Below are 18519 nucleotides of genomic sequence, written 5' to 3' on the forward strand. Positions count from 1 at the left end.
CTGTCGCAAGTTCTTCCTTGACGTCTCGACGGGTTGCCGGAAAACTACCGACGTGATGTGATCGAATCGATTCGACAACGGCTATGGCGGCCACACCTCGACAAGCCGGATTCCGCCACCGCGGACACGCCCGAGGCCCCGCGCCGAGCGTCATCCACCTACCCCACCAGGACCCGACCGACAGAGCCGGCGCAAAGTCCCCGCGGCGCGGTCGCCGTGAGATGCGGCCTGGCTCGACCACCTCTCCTGTTGCGAACGAAGGAACACGATCATGAGTGACCGCATGTTGCCGGCCACCAGCGACCGGCGGCTCCGCGTCGGTATCATCGGCATCGGCTGGGCCGGTAGGCAGCACCTCGCTGCTTACCACGAGCTGCCGAACGTCGAGATCGCCGCGATCGCGGGAATGGAGACAGGCCCGCTCGCCGCTCTCGGCACGCAGTACGGCGTGAGCGCTCTGTTCCAGAAGTGGGAAGACCTGATCGAGGCTGCCGATCTCGACGCCGTGAGCATCGCGGTACCGACCTACCTGCACGCGCCGATCGCCATCGCAGCGCTCGAACGCGGACTCCACGTGCTCACCGAGAAGCCCCTCGCGCGAAACGGCGTCGAGGGGCAGCGGATGGTCGACGCGGCACGTGACGCCGGGCGGGTGCTCGACGTGGTGTTCAACCACCGCCTGCGCGGTGACATCCAGGTGCTCGGCGACATCATTCGCCAAGGCGAGATCGGCCGTCCCTACTACGCGAAGGCTTCCTGGATGCGCCGGCGCGGCATCCCCGCGGGCGGTGGCTGGTTCGCCAACCAGGACATGTCCGGCGGTGGCCCGCTGGTCGACATCGGAGTGCACGTGCTGGACTACTCGTTGTTCGTGCTGGGCGAGCCGCGCGTCACCTCGGTCACCGCGGTGACCTACGGCGAGCTGGGCCGCCGCGGAATCGGTCGCACGACACCCCCGGCAGGCGGCGACAGCCCCGCGGTGTTCGAGGTGGAGGACTTCGCCGCCGCTTTCCTGCGTCTGTCCACCGGCGCGACGCTGGTGCTGGAGACCTCGTGGGCGGCGTTTCGCGACCCGGTCGATCTCATCGACTTCAGCGTGCTGGGCACCGACGGTGGAGCCGAGCTCAAAGCCGTCGGCGCCACCGACACCCCGGTGGCCGATCTCGTCGTCTACCGCGACCTCGACGGAGAAGCCGCCGACTACAAGCCGGAAGCCGAGCAGGGAACCAACCACGCGGGTGTCGTGGACAACTTCGTCCGAGTGCTCCGCACACCCGAGGAGTGGGAGGACTACGACGGCTCCCTCGCGCTGGAACGTGCGCGGGTCATCGACGCCTGCTACCAGTCCGCGGCGCAGAACAAGGAAGTGGTCCTCGCATGAACCAGCCCCTTCGCATCACCGTGTGGAACGAGGCCTTCCACGAAACCGTTCTCCCCGGGATGGGTGACTACTACCCGGATGGAATCCACGGCGCCCTCGCGGCAGGGATCGAAGCGCAGATTCCCGATGCCACCGTGCGCTGTGCGGTGCTCAGCGATCCTGAGCACGGGCTGACCGAACAGGTGCTCGCCGACACCGACGTGCTCCTGTGGTGGGGGCACGTGAAGCACGACGAGGTCGACGACGAGGTGGTCGACCGAGTCCACCGGCACGTGCTCGGCGGCATGGGACTGCTGGTGTTGCACTCCGGGCACTTCTCGAAGATCTTCATCAAGCTGATGGGCACCACCTGCTCGCTGAGCTGGCGCAACGCGGGCGAACGGGAAGTGCTGTGGACCGTTGCTCCGGCACACCCGATCGCCGAAGGAGTTGCCCAGCCGGTCGTGATCCCGGAGCAGGAGACCTACGGCGAGTTCTTCGACATCCCGGCACCGGACGAGCTGGTCTTCGTCAGCTCCTTCAGCGGTGGTGAGGTGTTCCGCTCCGGAGCGACCTTCCGGCGCGGCAACGGGCGCATCTTCTACTTCAGCCCCGGAGACGAGCACTACCCGGTCTACAACCAAGCTGAGGTCCAACGCATCATCGCCAACGGAATCCGCTGGGCTGCCCAGCCCGGCAAGCCCCGCAGCGCACCGGAGGTCTCCCAGGCGCCACGAGGCTGGTTCGAGCCGCACGCCGGGCCAACGGCTCAGTAGCGATCGAATGCTTTCGAGGTGTGCGGTCATCGGCTGGCCACGGCCCCGGGTGTAGAAGTGGACGCCTTCGGGGCCGTGGACTGTCGGCGCACAGCACGGACAACACGGGGTCGAAGATGTCTTCGCGGTAGATCTCCATTTCTGGGGTGACGTGGTCGAACACGCTGGGCCCGACGAATCGTTGATCGCGTCGAGGCGCCGGTGGGCGACACGGCCCACGGCGACGGCGGTGGAAATCGCCATGCACCGCTCTCCGGCTGAGCCGAATGCAGCCCGGCGAGGTGATTCGCTGTGTAGTCCACGTCCACGTCCGGCAGCACGATGGTGGGTTCTTGGCGCCGCGGAGTGCTTGCACCCGTTTGCCCGCGGCGGTGCCGGTGCGGTGGACCGACCACGTGATCACCCCGACCGTCGGCCCTGCCGGTCGACCACACCCCGGCCCACCGGCGGATCTCGGGTGTGGAACGGGATCAGGTCATCCCGAAGGTCAACCGCATGTCGACGATCTTCTGCTCGCCGGCCACCCACGCCAGGGGAGCGTAGTGCTCGACGACGCCGAGCGGGGGCCGCAGCAGCGGGCGGTCGGCCGGATCGGTGGGCCCGCCGGGGCGACGCCGGGAGCCGGCGCGCCGCACGTCGGCGGTGCGTGCCACCGAGCTGAACGGGCCGTCGGCGAGGTCCAGTGCCGCACCGTCGCGCAGGTCCGCGCGCTCGCCGTGCGGTCCGACGTGCGGTCCCAGCAGCCGGACGGGTTGGCAGTGCGCGACGAGCCGGGACAGCTCGACCGCCCGAGCGGGCCAGCCCGCCGTGTCGGCGGCCAGCTCCTCCAGCAGCGCGAGAGTGCCCTTGCGGCGCTGGTTTCCGACGGTGGCCGCCACGTCCCGGCGCGGCGCCAGCGCCTCGGCGAGCCGCCGCCGCGCCTGCGCCGGGTCGCCGCCGTCGCGCAGACCGGCGGTGGAGACCCGCTCGTAGCCGGGCAAGCGGTGGTATCCGACGAGCTCGCCGAGGTAGGGCAGCACCCACTCGGCGGCGGTTTCGACGAACCAGTCCTCGTGCTGCTGCTCGATCGCCTCGCGAACCAGGTCGAGCTGCTCTCCGACGACGTCGAGGAGCTCGCGCAGCGGTTCGCCCTGCTCGGCGTCGCGCATCCGGTGCCATTCCGGCAGCAGCCGCGCGAGCGCGTCCGGATCCCTGCTCATCGGACCTCCGTGAGGATCAGCGTGTCGGCGATGTCCGGTGCCAGCAGTGCCAGCTGCGCGGGCCGGATGCCGCGGTGCACGAACACCGCCCGGCCCGGCGGGAGCCTGCGGGTGTCGGTGATGTCCGGGTTGAGCCGCAGCAGTTCGGTGAGCGAAATCCCGTTGCGCACGGCGATTTCGGTCAACGTCTCACCGTCGGGATCGGTGACCTGGTAGCGCTCCTCCGCGTGTTCGGCGAGCCGTGCGGGCACCGTGGCCGCCGGCGGGTTGAGCCGGTCACCCAGGTCGGCCGTCTCGCCCGGTGTCACGGAGGCGGGCACTCCGCCGAACACGTCGACGTCCACATGAGACACGCCGGGCACCGACTGGGCGGTGGCCAGCACCTCCGACAGGTGCGCGGGCTGCCCCAATTCCCGTCCCGCGTAACCGAGTTCGGCCAGCAGCGCCTGCCGGATGCGCGGCTGCACCCACTCCCACGCGTGGTCGGGCAGCAGCTTCACCTTCGCCGAGACCACCAGCAGCACGAGCTCGCGCGGCTCGACCCGCACCGGTAGCCGCGGGTCGCCGTGGTCCAGCAGCGAAGCCCGCAGCGAGCGCAGCAGATCGGAGTCGGCGTCGATCGGGATGTCGTCCACCCCTGCAACGGTCACGTGCAGCACCTCGCGCTTGCCGTCGAAGACACGGCGGGCCGAGGCCCGGCCCACCCCGGCGCGGGAGCGGGAGAAGTCCTCGTAGTCCCGCAGCGACACCAGACGGTCCAGCGCCGACACCGCCAGTGGAACGGTGCGGCGGGTCAGAGCGGGCCCGTCGGCGTCGGCGCCACCGGTGGCGGGCAGCGGATTGGTCACCCCGGTGACGCCCAGCGGCCGGGTGACCGCCTGGGTGATGCGCTCCGGACCGACGTTGGCGGCCTTGCCGGTGCCGAACCGGTAACGTGCGCGCACGTTCTCGTGGCCGCTGGGCAGCCGCGCGCCGTGCACCCCGTCCCCGAAGGTCACCGTGGTGCGCCCGTCGGCGGTGCTGCCGGTGACGTACACCCGCTCGTGCGGGCCGCGCCCGGCGAGGCTGTCCACCCGGGACACGGCCGTATCCCGCGATTCCGCGAAGCGCGCGCCGACCTCGAACGCACGCGTCGGTGCTCGTCGTCGTCACCGAAGGCGCGACCGATCCCCAGACCTATGCACAAATCGTCACAGCCGATGGCAGTGACTCCTGATCAGAAAGGGAAGATCCCGTGAACACCCGAACTTACAACGGCCCTCTGATCGATCTTGCCGGGGCCGTCGACCTGCATTGCCATCCGTACCCGGACCTGTTCCCGCGCCTGGCCGACGACTTCGACATCGTCCGCGCGGCCCGGGACGCCGGCATGAAGGCCATCGTTCTCAAGTGCCACCACGAGAGCACCGTGTCCCGCGCTTACCTGGTGCAGCGAGTCATCCCGAACATCCGGGTGTACGGCGGGATCGTGCCCAACTACTACGTCGGCGGCATCAACGCGGCCGCGGTCGAAGCGGCTCTGCGGCTCGGTGGCAAGGAAGTGTGGATGCCGACGGTCGACGCGGGCTACCACGCCCAGATGCACGGCGGCACCGGCGGTTACGACTCCCAAGCCGGTGGACGCAGCCAAGCGGAGGGCATCTGGATCGCCGATTCCGACGGCAAGCTCAAGCCCGAGATCAAAGAGGTGCTCGAACTGGTCGCCTCCTACGGCGCCATCCTCGGCACCTGCCACCTCGCACCGCGTGAGATCGTCGCGCTGGTCCGAGAGGCCCGTGACGTCGGGGTGGAGAAGATCGTCGTCACCCACCCCTACTTCAAGGTGCCCAACCTCGACCTCGACACGCTGGAGGAGATCGCGCGCCTCGGGGCGATGCCGGAGTTCGGCTACTGCACCGTCTCACCGGCCTGGCACTACGCCATCCCCGAGAAGATCGCATACAGCATCCAGCGGATCGGGGCGTCGAGATGCCTGCTGGTCTCCGACACCGGCCAGCGCCACAACCCGTTGCCGGCGGAAGCCTTGCGCATCTTCGCGCAAACCGTGTTCGAGAAGGGAGTAGCCGAGGCCGATGTCACGCGCATGATCACGCGGAACCCCCTCGACCTGGTCGAGTACGCCAACGACGCCGGCCCGTCCCAAGCCGACCTGGCCTGGGCCCGGTCGCTGGTCGAGGACCCGTGCTCGTACACCGGCCACGACTGGCACGAGATTCCGAGCGCCCGGCACGAGGTTTCACCCGAGCCACTTGGCGGTCATGATGATGCCGCACGATCCCGGAGGTGACCGGAACACGCTGGACCTCAGTGACCGTTTGCACCGAGCTGTTGCCACCGTGATCTTCGCGCTGGCAGGACTCCTCCAACTGGTGGTCCTGGTGCACATGGTGTTCGGCGATTTCGACCTGGGCCTGTTCGCCATCGCCTTCGCCGCGCTCACGACCTGCGCGTGGCTGATCATCTGCGTCAATTCAGCGTGCAGCTGGTCGAGCACGAACTCCCATGCGCCCGCGGCGGCCCGGTGGACGACTCGCCCGACGACCTCGCGGCGCGTCGGCTGACGCCGACGGAGGTCAGCAGACCCTCGGGGCGGCTGACGCCGAACGAGTGTTCACGTGGAAGCGCCGCACCTGCGGGGTATGCCCATGGTGTCCGCGCGACGTCGACCACAGGAGTTCCCATGAGTACAGCGGGCGCTATCCCCGGGTACACCTACGGCGAGACGCAGGTTGCGAGGTCACCGGTCACGATGGCCGAGCTGGACCAACTCAAGGAGACCCTGCTGTGGACGGCCGACGACGACCAGGCGCTGCGCATGGCCGGCGACGTCCTCGCCGAACAGGTCGGTGACGTGGTCAGCACGTGGTACGACTACGTCGCCGCGCATCCGCACCTGCTCGCCTACTTCTCGCCGCCGGGCGGTGAACCCGACTCGAACTACCTGGAGCGGGTCCGACCGCGGTTCGAGCAGTGGATCCTCGACACCTGCCAGCGGCCCTACGACCAGGCGTGGCTCGACTACCAGCACGAGATCGCACTTCGCCACACCCGGTCGAAGAAGGACCAGACCGACCACGTCAACGCGGTGGACCAGGTCCCGTTGCGCCACATCATCGCGTTCGTCTACCCGGTCACGGCCACGATCCGCCCCTTCCTGTCGCAGAAGGGGCACGACCAGGCCGATGTCGAGCGCATGTTCCAGGCGTGGTTCAAAGCGGTCACCCTGGAAGTGGCGCTGTGGAGCCGGCCTTACACGCTCGAGGACGCCTGGTAGCGGTGCGGCGACAGTGGGACGCCTCGGTAGTTGCCACACCTGCCTTGCGGGCGCCGTGTTGATCGACACGCCACCGATCTGGGTCGCTCTACCGAAGCCGTGCTGGTCTTGCACCGAAGCGCATCGGCTCCTCGTCGTGCTCTTCCACCTGGTCCGCCGGGGGCTGTTGCATTTGGTCCACGGCGTGTTCGAGTTGATCGGCCAGTTCGCGGACAAGTCGCTGCAACGAACTGCTCCATTCTGAACCGACCTCGAGGCGGACCACGCGCTGCTGGAGGGCGCCGAGGAGGTCTCGCGTTTCCGCGTACTCGCGTTGCAACTCGTCGATCACGGTGATCAGTATGAGCAGGCCCTCTAGAGGAACGGGCTCGTTCCGATAACCCTTGGGAAACGCGGCGCCAAGCTCGACGAAGCGCGAGAACGTCTCGGGTTTCCGCTGCGGCGATCGCCGTGTGGCCGTAGTGAGTGCTGCTCTCCTGCCGGTGGGTTCCTGCGTCGACCGGTGTGGTCCGCAACCAAGTGCTCCTGCGGCTCGGTGACCCGTTCGCGTGTCCCCGAACCATTCGCCACGGTGCTCACCAAGTACCTCGCCATGCGCGTCCAGGGGTAGTGCTGCCCTCGGCGCTCGGTCGGGTATCAGCTGCGGGTTTCGATCTTCAGGTCGCCATTGGTCACAGTACGGATGTGGTCACTGGCGAGCAGGTCGTGCGGGTAGCCGAGTTCGATCGCGCTGGCCTCGTCCAAACGGGCCACCTGGGCGGCGGTGAAGTCGACCTCCAGGGCAGCCAGGTTGACCTCGAGCTGCTCGAGGGTGCGGGCGCCGATGATCGGTGCCGTCACGCCCGGGTTCTGCAGAGTCCAGGCCAGCCCGACCTGGGCGGATGTGCGGCCCAGCTCCGTGGCGACCTCCTGCACGACATCGGCTATCGCGAGGTTGCGCTCGGTGACCATGCCCAGGCCGGCGTTGAAGCTCTTGCGGATGCTTTCCCCGGATCCGGCGTTCGCCGCGGTCAGGTCGTCGCGGCTGTACTTGCCGGTGAGTACCCCGCCGGCCAGCGGTGAATACGGGGTCACACCCAGTCCCAACGCCCGTGCCATGGGGATCAGATCACGTTCCGCGGCCCGGTTGATGAGGTTGTATTCGATCTGCAGCCCGACCAGCGGCGACCAGCCGCGCAGGTCGGCGATCGCCTGCATGCGCGAGATCTCCCAGGCCGGGGCGTTGGACATCGCCACGTACAAGACCTTGCCCTGCCGGACCAGATCGTCCATGCCGCGCAGGATCTCCGCGACCGGCGTCGTGAAGTCCCACACGTGCAGGTAGAGCAGATCGATGTAGTCCGTGTTCAACTGTCGCAGACTGGCTTCCACCGACGCGAACAGGCTCTTGCGGTGAGAGCCACCGGAATTCGGATCGCCGGGCCGGCGCAGCGTCGTGTACTTCGTCGCCAGCACCAGGCTATCGCGGTTGTCGCGGGCGAATTCGCCCAGCATGCGCTCGGAGCTGCCATTGGTGTAGGTGCTGGCGGTGTCGATGAAGTTGCCGCCGCGCTCGACGTAGAGGTCGAACAGCTTGCGCGCATCGTCCTTCTCAGCGCCCCAGCCCCACTCGATGCCGAAGGTCGCCGTGCCCAGCGCCAGCGGTGAGACGCGCAGCCCGGAGCGGCCCAGCAGGCGGTAGGTGTCGAGGGTGAGCGACATGGTGTTCTCCTGTGCTTGTGATCCGGTGTCGAGAACAAGACTGGGATCACAGCGAGCCGGGGGTAAGGGAAAGGAGTGCCTGGGAACACCAGTCCTACCCTGGCTGTTGGATCGGGCATGACGACCCGCACCGTGGACACGACCCAGGAGCTGGCCGCGTTTTTGCGGACCCGACGCGAGCGGCTGGACCCGGAGGACTTCGACCTGCCGGCGCGTCGGCAGGCCCGGCGGACCCCGGGACTGCGCCGCGAAGAGGTCGCCGAACTGGCCGGGGTCAGCATCGACTACATCGTGCGGTTGGAGCAGGCCCGTGGGCTGCGGCCCTCAGCGGAGGTGGTGGAGGGGCTCGCCCGGGCGCTGCGCCTGGGCCGCGACGAACGCGCCTATCTCTTCGACCTGGCCCAGCTGCGCCCCCGCAACGCCGACAAGCCGGCCACCACTGCAGCGCCGCCGCTGGGCCGGCTGGTCGCCGACCTGTCGCCACTGCCGGCCATGGTGATGAACCACCGCTACGACATCCTGGCCTGGAACGGCGGAATGGCGAGGCTGCTGATGGATTTCGACACCCTGCCGCCGTCGCAGCGCAATGCGATATGGCTCTGCCTCATGTATCCGAAGATGCGTGATTTCTACGTCGACCGCGAACGCGTCGTGCGGGAGGCGATCGCCCACCTGCGGGCTGCGTGGGCCGCGCATCCGGAGGATCAGGTGTTGACCGACCTCATCGCCGAATTCATCAACGGCGACGAGGAATTCGCGCGATTGTGGGCCGGGCGGGACGTCAAGGTCAACGGCCGTGGGCGCAAGGTGATGCGGCACCCTGACGTCGGGTCGATCGCAGTGCATTTCGAAACGCTCACGCCGCTGCAAGATCCGGACCAGCTGTTGGTGATCTACCGCGCCGCGGACGATGAGAGCCAGTCGGCATTGGACCGGTTGTCCGGACGGTGATGTCGAACCGCCCGTTCGTGCACTGAGTCGAACCGTCGTTCCGACGTGTGCCGAGATGGTGGCGGTGGCTTCTCTGCACTTGTCAAGCGAGCGGCTGTGAGTCCGTTGGATCTTGCCGGCTGAGCGTGACCGCCTTCGCGGCGGGGCCCGGGAGCCTCCGCAAAAACCTGTTGGCGGACCACGGCGACCACTGCTAGCTTTCCGGCGGCCGTGCGAGAGACCGAGGAGGTGGTACCCGTGAACGTATCGACATGGGTGCTCCCCTCCGGGGTCACGGTCGGACGATAGGTCGTCCGGGAGCGCCGTTGACGAGCACTCCCGAAAGGCACGACCATGCGATTCACTTCCGAACAGCGCCTCGACGACGATGTCCTCGAGCGCGAATTCACCCTCGGCGAGATCCCCGGCGTCTTGTGGAGGCCCGGATCCGCATCCGCACCGGCCCCGCTGATCCTGCTCGGCCACCCCGGCGGACTGCACAAGATGTACCCCCGACTGGTGGCCCGGGCCCGGCACTGCGCGGCGGAGGGCTTCGCCGCGGCCACCATCGAGCTGCCCGGGAGCGGTGACCGGCCCCGTTCCGCCGCCGCCGAGGAGGCCCGCGCCGACCTGCACCGGGCGCTGGAGGCCGGCGAGCCGGTCGACGACGAGGTCGTCGACCGGCTCGTCCTCCCGCTGGTCGACAAGGCGGTCCCGGAATGGCGGGCCGCCCTGGACGCTCTCCTGTCGCTGCCCGAGATCGGCGGCCCGGTCGGGTACGCGGGAGGGGTGATCGCCATCGGCATCCGGCTGGCGGTGGTCGAGCCGCGCATCTCGGCCGCCCTTCTGTTCGCCGGGAGTTTCGTGCCCCGCACCATGTTCGAGGAGGCTCGGGAGGTCACCATTCCGCTGCAGGTCCTGCTGCAGTGGGACGACGAAGGAAACGACCGGCAGCTGGCCTTGGACCTGTTCGACGCCTTCGGCTCGAAGGAGAAGACGCTGCACGCCAATATGGGCGGGCACACCGGCGTCCCGCAGTTCGAGGGGGACGACGGGAACCGGTTCTTCGCCCGGCACCTGAAGTGAGGACGGGCCGTCAGGCCGGCGGCAGACGATAGGAGCTGTCAGCAGGGATGCCGCTCATCGAGGACAGGTCCCGGCCCTCCTCGATGAGCGGTGGCCAGCATATGCACAACCGCCCCGACCGGCCGGGCGGGGCGGCGTGTCTCCAGATTGACGTCGGCGAGGGTCCCGCTGGTGTGGGGCCCGGCGCGTCGGATGGCTGCGCTCGCCGAGCACCCGAAGCAGCTCCAGCCGCTCGCGGGTCTCGGGGTCCGCGGGTGTGAGCACCAGCAGTTGCTGTGTCTGGTCGGGAGTGACCAGGGTCTCGCAGTCCATCAGCATGCGGCCCACCCGCGGGTGCAGCAGGGTCTTGCGGTCGGCGCGCCCGCCACTATGGACAGTGGGCGGGACCAGGCCGCTGAAGGGCAGCCCACGACGCTCGCAGTCGAGAGATGGTTGGCGATGATCTCCGCGTCCTCGGTGGTGCGCCAGGCCTGGGCCGTCGCGGCAGCCACCAGAGCGCGGGCGTAGGACAAGGTAAGGGCGGTCATGAACCGGCCTCCGCAGCCAGGGGCAGGGTCGAGGGGGAGGGCTTGGGGTGGCCCGCGGACCGGCGGACGAGTGCAAGTGCGGCGATCGCGCTGGCTGCTGCCGCGGCCAGCAGCAGGTAGGCGGGTGCCCGCTTGTCGCCGGTGAGCTCGACCAGCGCCTGGCAGATGAAGACCGCCGAACCGCCCAGCACCGCCGCGACGACGTTGTACGACACGCCGATGACGCGCCCCGCACGCGCACCGGGACGAGCTCGACGAAGGCGATCGGCGCGACGCCCGAGTAGAACGCCGGGCCCGCAGACAGCAGCACGGTGCAGCAGACCACCTGCCACAGAGGCGGAGCGCTCGCCAGCGCGGCGAACAACGGATATGTCAGCAGAGCACGACGACCGATGACGCCAGGAGCATCCTGGGGCTGCTCTTCCGGTCCGCGGCTCGGCCGCCCGCGGCCACCAGGAAGACACCGACAAGCAAAGCGAAGCCGATCACCACGGTGGCGCTGAAGGCGGACAGGTGCAGCTGGATGAGGTAGCTCTGCACGTAGGTGTAAACCATGTAGATGCCGACGATGTGCAGGACGGACACGCCGACGAGCAGGAACGCTCGTGGCCCCTGATCGGTGACGTCGGTTTCTTGTTCGGACACCCGGCTGCGTGCTGCGAGAAACTCGGGGGTCTCTGCGAGACGGCTGCGCAGGTAGAGTCCGATCGTCCCGATGGGGCAGCGCGAGCAGGAACGGTACCCGCCAGCCCCAGGCGAGCATCTGGTGCGGGAGCAGCGCGGCGTTCGCCGACAGGACCACCACCGCACCGATGAGAAATCCGGCGAGACTGCCAACTTGCACCCGGCTCGCCAGCGCCCCGCGCGCTCCGCACGATTCCGGAGGGTCCGCGGGTGAGCTCGATGTGGTGCTGCGGGTGTTCGTCATGGGCGGGCGCTCTACTGTTGGCTCCGCGTTGTAGCGGCATGGGGGCGATGAGAACGAAGGTCCGACCTGGTGGTGTTCTGCGGTGATTTCGGGATCCACGTCGGTGATGAGATTAGCCCACCACGGGGCGGATGGGGGCATGGTCAGGCCGAAGCTGAACCTGGCCATACTTCCGTTTGATGTGCGGGCGACGATCAGTCAGGGGGCGGTCGTCGCGACCGCGGCGGTTGCGTCGGCATCGGCGTCCGAGTAGCGAAGGAAGGCACCGGCGATCAGCGAGATCAGTGCCGTGCCTCCCATGTAGACGGCCAAGGAGTACCAACTGCCTGTGGCATTGAAGAGTGTGGTGGCGATCGTCGGCGCGAATGCGTTGCCTAGGATGAGACCGCTGGTGAAGCCGATGGACATGCCGGTGTAGCGCAGCGCAGGCGGGAACGCTTGGGCGAAATAGGCCGGTACGACCGCGTAGTTCGCGGAGTAGCCGATGAACAGCAGGGCGAAGCCGAGCAGCATCAGCCAGTATTGGCGGGTTTCGAGAAGCGCGAACCAGGCGAACGGCAGCACGACGAGACTTGCCGCGCTGATCAGGAAGACCCGCCGGACACCCACCCGGTCGGCCAGTGCACCGAAAACCGGGATGGCCAACAGGATTATGACGGTCGCGGGCAGCAGAACGGCCAGCATGGTGTCGTTGCCGAGCCCCAGACCGGTCGGACCGTAGGTCAGTGAGTACACCGTGGCCATCGTGAACGACACGCCGGCGGCCAGGATGGCGAACGCAAGCAGGAGCACGGTGTGTCCATTGTGGCGCAGCAGCTGTTCGATTGGCCGCGAGGCCACGCCACCGGATTCCTTCACACGAGCGAAATCAGGGCTCTCCTCGACGGCGCTGCGCACGAAGTACCCGACGACCACCAGAACGGCGCTGATCAAGAACGGGATGCGCCAAGCCCAGCCCAGCATGTCTTCCCGGGGCAGGGAGAACACCGGAAGGAATGCGAGGTTGGCCAGCAGGAGACCGGCGGTGGTGCCGGTGTTGACCAGGGAACCGAAGAAGCTGCGCCAGTGGCTCCCGGCGTGCTCGACGGTCATGAGGACCGCCCCGCCGTACTCGCCGCCCACGCTGATGCCCTGCAGGATGCGGCAGATGACGAGCAGGACCGGCGCGAGGAGGCCGACCTGGTCATAGGTCGGCAGCAGGCCGATGGCGCAGGTTGCGGTGCCCATCATGATCAGGGTGACGATGAGCGTGGTCTTGCGCCCCACCCGGTCACCGAAGTGCCCGAAGACGACCGCGCCCAGCGGACGGGCGACGAAACCCACGGCGAAGCTGGACAGCGACAGGATGGTCCCGACCAGCGGTTCGGTGCTGGGGAAGAACAGCGGCGCGAAGATCAGCGAGGCAGCCAGTCCGTAGGCGGCGTTGTCGTAGAGCTCGATCGTGGTGCCTACCCAGCTCGCGACGACGGCCTTCGTCCGCTGCCGTGCGCGATTGCTCTGAACGCTCAATCTGATCCTCCGTGCGGTGGCGCGCGAACGCGAAGCAGGGGAAGGGCCGCAAGTGCGGCTCTCCGAGCGGTCTGCGGCACTGGTGGGTCCACCTCGGTGGAGCCACCTCCCCGGGAAGCGATTCAGGGAGTTTTGCACCCGCCGCCGAAGCCACCAACGCGCTCAGTCCGCTGACCGGACCCGCAACGAGCTATCTGTGGACGAGGCTGGGCACGCGTCTGCCGTGGGTGGCCATGCAGCAGATCAGCACGCGCTGGCTGCGCCACACCACCCTGACCTGGGTGGAGCGCCACTTCGGCTATGCGGTGTCCCGGGCTTTCGCCGGGCACACCGACAGCAGGGTGACGGTGGTACCACGATCAGCATCGGGAGTGTCCGTGCGCCCCCCGCGCCACCTGCTGTCGACGCTCTTGTAGGCAGGTGCGACCGCGGCGGTGGCGTTGTGGACGTCGTGGGCGGTCACGTTCGGGCCCGATAGTGCCTCGCCTAGGACGGAGCCGATCTCGATCTCCACCTCCGGTTCGAACAGGCCAGCTGCGGAGCGTGGCCGGGCTCCCTCGGAGGACTTCGACGAGGCGACGCGCAGCTACATGCCTTGACGTGACGTGACGGAGTTGTGCTACCGCTCGGCACAACGGAGCATTGCCGCCTCCGTGTGCATTGACCAGGATGACACCACAGAAGGCATCGGCAGAGCACGAGTTTCACGATGGCGGAACTCGTGTGACTGGATATGGCGGCTGTTCCGGTCGAATCGCCACGACATCGAGCCTTCGTCACCGACGCGGCGGCCGGCACGGCCACGCCCGCGCCGGAGGACACCAGCCCCGCCGAGATCATGCAGGTCCGGCTCCTGGTCGAACCTCCGGTGGCCGCGCTCGCCGCCCGGGTCGCGACCCAGGCCGACCTGGACCGCATCGCCGACCGCCTCGACCGCGGCGGCCAGGCGACCGGCGACTACGAGGACTTCGAGCGTTCGGACGCGGACTTCCACCGTGCCATAGCCCAAGCCGCGCACAACGGCCTGCTCATGAACATCTTCGACGTCATGAACGCCGCGCGTGCCCTGCCCATCTGGGGCGGCCTCAAACGCCGCGTCTCCACCTCCGAGCGGCAGCAGTGCTACCACCGCGAACACACCGCGATCGTCGAGGCCCTGCGCGACCGCGACCCCGAACAGGCCCAGGCGGCCATGCGCGAGCACCTCCGGACCATCGCCGACGACCTCCTCGGCCGCCAATAGCCGATCAGGCGCACACCGAGGCCCTGCTGTGGAATCGCCGTACGGTCCGGCGCGCTCCAGGAGACCGCACGGACCCTCAGCACCCATCCACAAGTCCGGTTCTGCGCCGCCACCACCGGCCCCGCCAAACCTGGTCGCCGCCATGGCCGCCGAGGACCTCGACGCCCTCTACGCCTTCCTCGCCGGCACCGTCGGCCCCCTGGACGGCATCACCGCCATCGACACCACCCCGCTCCTGGCGACCATCAAGCGTAACGGCCTGATTTCGCCACTCCGCCCAGGTACCCGGACTCCAGTAGGTTCACGGGTCTGCCTCTTGCTCGTCTGTCAAGCTGGCATGGAAGCGAGGGCTTGTGCCACGGCAGTGCGTCAACTGTCCGCCAGCCGCCGGCCGCGGTCTGCATGCACATCCAGGCACTCCCGAAGATTGGCCCAAGACCGGGATGGGGCCCCGCGGGGCGGCTACCCGGAACTGCTCGTGTGCAGGACGGTGGCGCGGAACGATGTCACGACAGGACGCAGATCGACTCGATGCCATGCGGCCCACAGTTGGGCGGACACGTCGTGCCAGGGAAGCGTTCGCACCGCGACCTCCTCGGTGGTCGCGCGGGCCATGCTCTTCTGTATGAACGCGAGTCCGAGTCCGGAGGCGACCAGGCCGAGCGCGGTCAGTGGTTCGGCGGCGTTGAAGCGGACGTCGGGTGTGAAGCCTGCCGCGGTGCAGGCGGCGATGAACGCGTCCCGCCAGGCGGGGTCCTGGGCGTTCTCGACTGCGATCCACGGTTGACCGTCGAGGTCGCTGGGAGCTATTTCCTCCTGGCCGGCGAGTGGATGCCTCGCGGGTAGGGCGAGTAGCAACGGGTCCTGGAGCAGGGGTGCCGCCAGCAGGTCGGGGTCGTCCGTGGGCGGAGGTTCGTGGACGAGTGCGATGTCGAGGCTGCGCTGGCGGAGGCCTTCGAACTGTTCGGTGGGGGACAGGTTGTACAGAGCGATGTGGACGTCGGGGCGTGCGTCGTGCAGCGCGCGCAGTGCCCCGGGCAAGATGCCGGTGTGGATGGCGTCGGCGACGTAGCCGATGCAAAGGCCGCCCTCTTCTCCACGGCCCAGGCGACGGCCCAGGCTCTCCAGACGGTCGGCATGCCTCAGCAGCGCACGGGCTTCGGTCAGGAAGACCTGGCCGTCGCGGGTGAGCCGGATCCTTTGCTGGCCGCGCTCGAACAGGGCAAGACCCAGGTTCTTCTCGAGTTGCGCGATCTGCCGGCTGAGCGGCGACTGGGAGATGTGCAGCCGCTCGGCTGCCTGGCCGACGTGTTCGGTCTCGGCGACGCACACGAAGTAGCGGAGTTGTCGCAAGTCAAGCATGTAAGACCTCGAAGGACTCAAGTATGTCGAAGTAAGTCTTGGACAGTCTCAAGGTGTCGATCCTAGCCTCGAACTCGTCAGACCGGCGGAGCGCGCATATCGCGCGGCAAGCAGTCTCCGTCACAGCTCATGAAGCAAGGATCCGCACTATGTCCATCGAGTCCTTCCTGCCCGGCCATCTGGGATTCGGCACCGCGCCGCTGGGCAACATGTTCCGGTCCATCCCCGATGAGGAGGCTGCGGCCACCGTGGAGGCGGCCTGGGACAAGGGCGTCCGCTACTTCGACACCGCCCCCTTCTACGGCGCCGGCCTGTCCGAGATCCGGCTTGGTGACGTGCTGTCCGGCTACCCCCGCGACGAGTTCGTCCTGAGCACGAAGGTCGGCCGCGTCATCCTCGACGAGGTCGAGGATCCCTCTGGCCGCGACCTGGGCGAGAAGGGCGGACTCTTCGAGCACGGACGCCCGAACAAGATCGTCAACGACTACTCGGCCGACGCCACACTGCGCTCCATCGAGGACAGCCTCAAGCGGTTGAGGACGGACCGCCTCGACATCGTGTGGGTGCACGACGTCGCGCAGGACTTCTACGGCGACGAGTGGCTGGCCGCGTACGAGTCCGCCCGCACCGGCGCATTCCGGGTTCTGCAGAGGCTGCGCGACGAGGACGTCATCAAGGCATGGGGCCTTGGCGTCAACCGGGTCGAGCCCCTGGAGATGACGCTTGACCTCGAGGAACCGAAGCCGGACGCGTTCCTGCTCGCCGGCCGCTACACGCTGCTCGACCACGAGCGCGCCCTGCAGCGGCTGTTGCCGGCCGCCGAGGCCCGGAATGTCGACATCGTCGTCGGCGGGCCGTACAGCTCCGGTGTGCTGGCCGGCGGACAGCACTTCGAGTACCAGAAGGCCCCCGCCTCGATCGTCACCAAGGTGGAGCGCATCAAGTCACTCGCGGAGCAGCACGGCGTGGGCATCAAGGCGGCGGCGTTGCAGTTCTCCCTCGCCCACCCCGCCGTCACCGCGGCCGTACCCGGTGCCACCCGCCCGAGCCGCATCGCCGAGGACGTCGCCGCGCTCGGCGAGACCGTCCCGGCGGCTTTCTGGACGGCTCTGCGTGCGGAAGGGCTGATCGCGCCGGACGCCCCCCTGCCAAGCGCCTGACCCTCCACCTCGCCTGACAGGAGATGACCATGGCAACAACGACCGCGACCATCGACGTCCCCGTGTCCGCCGACCGCGTCTGGCAGCTCGTCGGAGGCTTCGGTTCCCTGCCCGACTGGCTGCCCTACATTCCCGCGAGCGAGCTCAGCGAGGGCGGTCGCGTCCGCAGCCTCACCAATGAGGAAGGCGGCGTCATCGTAGAGCGCCTCGAAGCGTTCGATGAGCAGGCGCGCACGTACAGCTACTCCATTCTCCAGGCCCCGTTCCCCGTCACCGGCTACCGCTCGACCCTCACCGTGCACGAGGTGTCCGGCGCGCAGAGCCGTGTGGAGTGGTCCGGCACCTTCACACCGGCGGGGGCAAGCGAAGGAGAGGCAGCCAGCCTGTTCCACGACATCTACACCAAGGGCCTGGCCGCACTGAAGACGACACTCGGCGCGTGAACAGGGGTACGGGATGTTCGGTGGCGCTGCGCGACTCCGCGGCGCCGCTGGAGAACCCCGAGGGGCCTTCGGTGCCCACCTGCTGTGGCGGGCGGGCACCGAAGGCCGGATGTGGGGAATGCGCCACCGGTGCGGCACTCCTCCTGCGATCTGCCCGGACCCGTTCTGCTCCCGGACTCTTGACCGCTCGGCTGAGGCGCCGATGGTCAGTTGACGTCGACGGCGATCCGGCCCAGCTCGCCGAGGTCGGCGACCAGCCGATCGCCGGCGCTGATCGCCGTCGGGGTGCACAAGGTTCCGCTCAGTACGATGTCGCCGGCTTCCAGCCGCGCTCCGTTGCGCAGCAGGTGTCCGGCCAGCCACGCGACCGCCTCGGCGGGGTCGCCCATGACGGCGGTTGCGTTGCCCGGCACCGTCCGGTTGTTGATCGACAGAGTGGTGGGGATCTCCGGCTGGTCCCAGGGTGGTGCGACGTGAGATCCCAGCACGGCGTGTGCCGCGTTGGTGTTGTCGGCGACCAGCATCGGGAGTGTCCGCGCGCCCCCGCGCCACCTGCTGTCGACGATCTCGAAGGCAGGTGCGACCGCGGCGGTGGCGTCATGGACATCGCGGGTGGTCACGTTCGGGCCCGGTAGCGCTTCGCCGAGGAGGAAGCCGATCTCGATCTCCACCTTCGGTTCGAACAGTCCGGCCGTGGACAGGGGCTGGCCTTCCTCGAGCAGCCGGTCGGCGAGCAGATACCCAGCCGCCGACTCGCCGGCACCGAAGGCATTTCGCGCAGGCTGCGAGGTGAGGCCGACCTTGTAGCCGATCACCCGATCACCGGCTTCGATCGCCAGGTCGCGGGTGGCGTGCTGGACGGCGTAGGCCAGTTCCAGCTCATCGAGCCAATCGGCGGTACCGGGGTGGGCAGGGGGCGCGCCGTTACCGGCTTGCCACAATCGCTGGGCCAGTTCCGGGATCAGCTCCGTCTTCACCGGTCGCTCCTCAGGTGTCGCTAGTGTCTGATATTTTGGACAGT

At 68.3% G+C, this 18519-nt stretch carries 22 protein-coding genes; 11 read left to right on the forward strand and 11 right to left on the reverse strand.

Translation table 11 applies throughout. From position 1 onward, the window contains the following. Window positions 1-271: 271 nt before the first annotated feature. Both HUO13_RS14735 and HUO13_RS14740 read left to right on the forward strand, forming a co-directional pair. The gene (locus HUO13_RS14735; protein ID WP_211901916.1) at window positions 272-1381 is read left to right on the forward strand and encodes a Gfo/Idh/MocA family protein; all 1110 of its coding nucleotides are present in this window, start codon (window positions 272-274) and stop codon (window positions 1379-1381) included. Continuing rightward, window positions 1378-2136, forward strand: coding sequence for a ThuA domain-containing protein (locus HUO13_RS14740; protein ID WP_211901917.1), 759 nt, complete (start codon window positions 1378-1380; stop codon window positions 2134-2136). Before HUO13_RS14735 ends, HUO13_RS14740 begins: the two co-directional genes overlap by 4 nt. On the opposite strand, the gene HUO13_RS38075 is transcribed toward HUO13_RS14740, so the two are convergent. The 3 genes from HUO13_RS38075 to HUO13_RS14755 form a co-directional block, all read right to left on the reverse strand. Then, the gene (locus HUO13_RS38075; protein WP_349253372.1) at window positions 2021-2539 is read right to left on the reverse strand and encodes an aldehyde dehydrogenase family protein; all 519 of its coding nucleotides are present in this window, start codon (window positions 2537-2539) and stop codon (window positions 2021-2023) included. The genes HUO13_RS14740 and HUO13_RS38075 overlap by 116 nt on opposite strands. A 67-nt stretch (window positions 2540-2606) precedes the next feature. Next, window positions 2607-3335 (reverse strand): hypothetical protein, encoded by a 729-nt coding sequence (locus HUO13_RS14750; RefSeq protein ID WP_211901918.1) that lies wholly within the window; start codon window positions 3333-3335, stop codon window positions 2607-2609. After that, window positions 3332-4417, reverse strand: coding sequence for a putative baseplate assembly protein (locus tag HUO13_RS14755; protein WP_211901919.1), 1086 nt, complete (start codon window positions 4415-4417; stop codon window positions 3332-3334). The genes HUO13_RS14750 and HUO13_RS14755 overlap by 4 nt, the downstream gene beginning before the upstream one ends. Before the next feature lie 152 nt (window positions 4418-4569). Here HUO13_RS14755 and HUO13_RS14760 point away from each other — a divergent pair, with 152 nt between their 5' ends. The 3 genes from HUO13_RS14760 to HUO13_RS14770 all read left to right on the forward strand — a co-directional run bounded on the left by HUO13_RS14760 (window position 4570) and on the right by HUO13_RS14770 (window position 6609). Then, entirely contained in the window at window positions 4570-5622 is a 1053-nt protein-coding gene (locus HUO13_RS14760; RefSeq protein WP_211901920.1) for a DUF6282 family protein, read from the forward strand. A gap of 28 nt (window positions 5623-5650) precedes the next feature. After that, window positions 5651-5896 (forward strand): hypothetical protein, encoded by a 246-nt coding sequence (locus HUO13_RS14765; RefSeq protein WP_249124827.1) that lies wholly within the window; start codon window positions 5651-5653, stop codon window positions 5894-5896. A gap of 119 nt (window positions 5897-6015) precedes the next feature. Then, on the forward strand, window positions 6016-6609 hold the full coding sequence (locus HUO13_RS14770; protein WP_211901921.1) for a protoglobin domain-containing protein: 594 nt from the start codon (window positions 6016-6018) through the stop codon (window positions 6607-6609). 88 nt (window positions 6610-6697) lie between these two features. Here the strand turns inward: HUO13_RS14770 and HUO13_RS14775 are convergent, their stop codons facing one another. Further along, a complete protein-coding gene (locus HUO13_RS14775; protein WP_211901922.1) occupies window positions 6698-6940 on the reverse strand; it encodes a hypothetical protein in 243 nt (80 codons plus the stop codon). A gap of 305 nt (window positions 6941-7245) precedes the next feature. After that, window positions 7246-8310, reverse strand: coding sequence for an aldo/keto reductase (locus HUO13_RS14780; RefSeq protein WP_211901923.1), 1065 nt, complete (start codon window positions 8308-8310; stop codon window positions 7246-7248). 117 nt (window positions 8311-8427) lie between these two features. Here HUO13_RS14780 and HUO13_RS14785 point away from each other — a divergent pair, with 117 nt between their 5' ends. Both HUO13_RS14785 and HUO13_RS14790 read left to right on the forward strand, forming a co-directional pair. Next, window positions 8428-9261: a helix-turn-helix transcriptional regulator gene (locus tag HUO13_RS14785; protein WP_211901924.1), complete on the forward strand. Its 834-nt coding sequence runs from the start codon at window positions 8428-8430 to the stop codon at window positions 9259-9261. 333 nt (window positions 9262-9594) lie between these two features. Further along, complete coding sequence (locus HUO13_RS14790; protein ID WP_211901925.1) at window positions 9595-10326, forward strand: alpha/beta hydrolase; 732 nt, start codon at window positions 9595-9597, stop codon at window positions 10324-10326. A gap of 54 nt (window positions 10327-10380) precedes the next feature. On the opposite strand, the gene HUO13_RS38080 is transcribed toward HUO13_RS14790, so the two are convergent. The 4 genes from HUO13_RS38080 to HUO13_RS14805 all read right to left on the reverse strand — a co-directional run bounded on the left by HUO13_RS38080 (window position 10381) and on the right by HUO13_RS14805 (window position 13290). Next, window positions 10381-10929, reverse strand: coding sequence for a hypothetical protein (locus HUO13_RS38080; RefSeq protein WP_282976586.1), 549 nt, complete (start codon window positions 10927-10929; stop codon window positions 10381-10383). Beyond that, entirely contained in the window at window positions 10850-11068 is a 219-nt protein-coding gene (locus HUO13_RS37415; protein WP_249124828.1) for a hypothetical protein, read from the reverse strand. Before HUO13_RS37415 ends, HUO13_RS38080 begins: the two co-directional genes overlap by 80 nt. A 157-nt stretch (window positions 11069-11225) precedes the next feature. Further along, on the reverse strand, window positions 11226-11498 hold the full coding sequence (locus HUO13_RS37420) for a hypothetical protein (RefSeq protein WP_249124829.1): 273 nt from the start codon (window positions 11496-11498) through the stop codon (window positions 11226-11228). Window positions 11499-11979: 481 nt separating this feature from the next. Further along, entirely contained in the window at window positions 11980-13290 is a 1311-nt protein-coding gene (locus HUO13_RS14805) for an MFS transporter (RefSeq protein ID WP_211901926.1), read from the reverse strand. 233 nt (window positions 13291-13523) lie between these two features. Here HUO13_RS14805 and HUO13_RS38345 point away from each other — a divergent pair, with 233 nt between their 5' ends. Continuing rightward, window positions 13524-13706, forward strand: a complete 183-nt coding sequence (locus tag HUO13_RS38345) for a hypothetical protein (protein WP_432757839.1) — start codon at window positions 13524-13526, stop codon at window positions 13704-13706. Between the two features lie 317 nt (window positions 13707-14023). Beyond that, the gene (locus HUO13_RS14815; RefSeq protein ID WP_211901927.1) at window positions 14024-14533 is read left to right on the forward strand and encodes a FadR/GntR family transcriptional regulator; all 510 of its coding nucleotides are present in this window, start codon (window positions 14024-14026) and stop codon (window positions 14531-14533) included. A 462-nt stretch (window positions 14534-14995) separates the two neighbouring features. On the opposite strand, the gene HUO13_RS14820 is transcribed toward HUO13_RS14815, so the two are convergent. Further along, entirely contained in the window at window positions 14996-15895 is a 900-nt protein-coding gene (locus HUO13_RS14820; protein ID WP_211901928.1) for a LysR substrate-binding domain-containing protein, read from the reverse strand. Window positions 15896-16044: 149 nt separating this feature from the next. On the opposite strand from HUO13_RS14820, the gene HUO13_RS14825 reads away from it, so the two are divergent. Continuing rightward, entirely contained in the window at window positions 16045-17055 is a 1011-nt protein-coding gene (locus HUO13_RS14825; protein ID WP_211901929.1) for an aldo/keto reductase, read from the forward strand. Between the two features lie 29 nt (window positions 17056-17084). Beyond that, on the forward strand, window positions 17085-17498 hold the full coding sequence (locus tag HUO13_RS14830; protein WP_211901930.1) for an SRPBCC family protein: 414 nt from the start codon (window positions 17085-17087) through the stop codon (window positions 17496-17498). A 206-nt stretch (window positions 17499-17704) separates the two neighbouring features. On the opposite strand, the gene HUO13_RS14835 is transcribed toward HUO13_RS14830, so the two are convergent. After that, window positions 17705-18475, reverse strand: a complete 771-nt coding sequence (locus tag HUO13_RS14835; RefSeq protein ID WP_211901931.1) for a 2-keto-4-pentenoate hydratase — start codon at window positions 18473-18475, stop codon at window positions 17705-17707. Between the last annotated feature and the right edge of the window lie 44 nt (window positions 18476-18519).

It is taken from the genome of Saccharopolyspora erythraea, from assembly GCF_018141105.1.
Taxonomy (GTDB): domain Bacteria; phylum Actinomycetota; class Actinomycetes; order Mycobacteriales; family Pseudonocardiaceae; genus Saccharopolyspora_D; species Saccharopolyspora_D erythraea_A.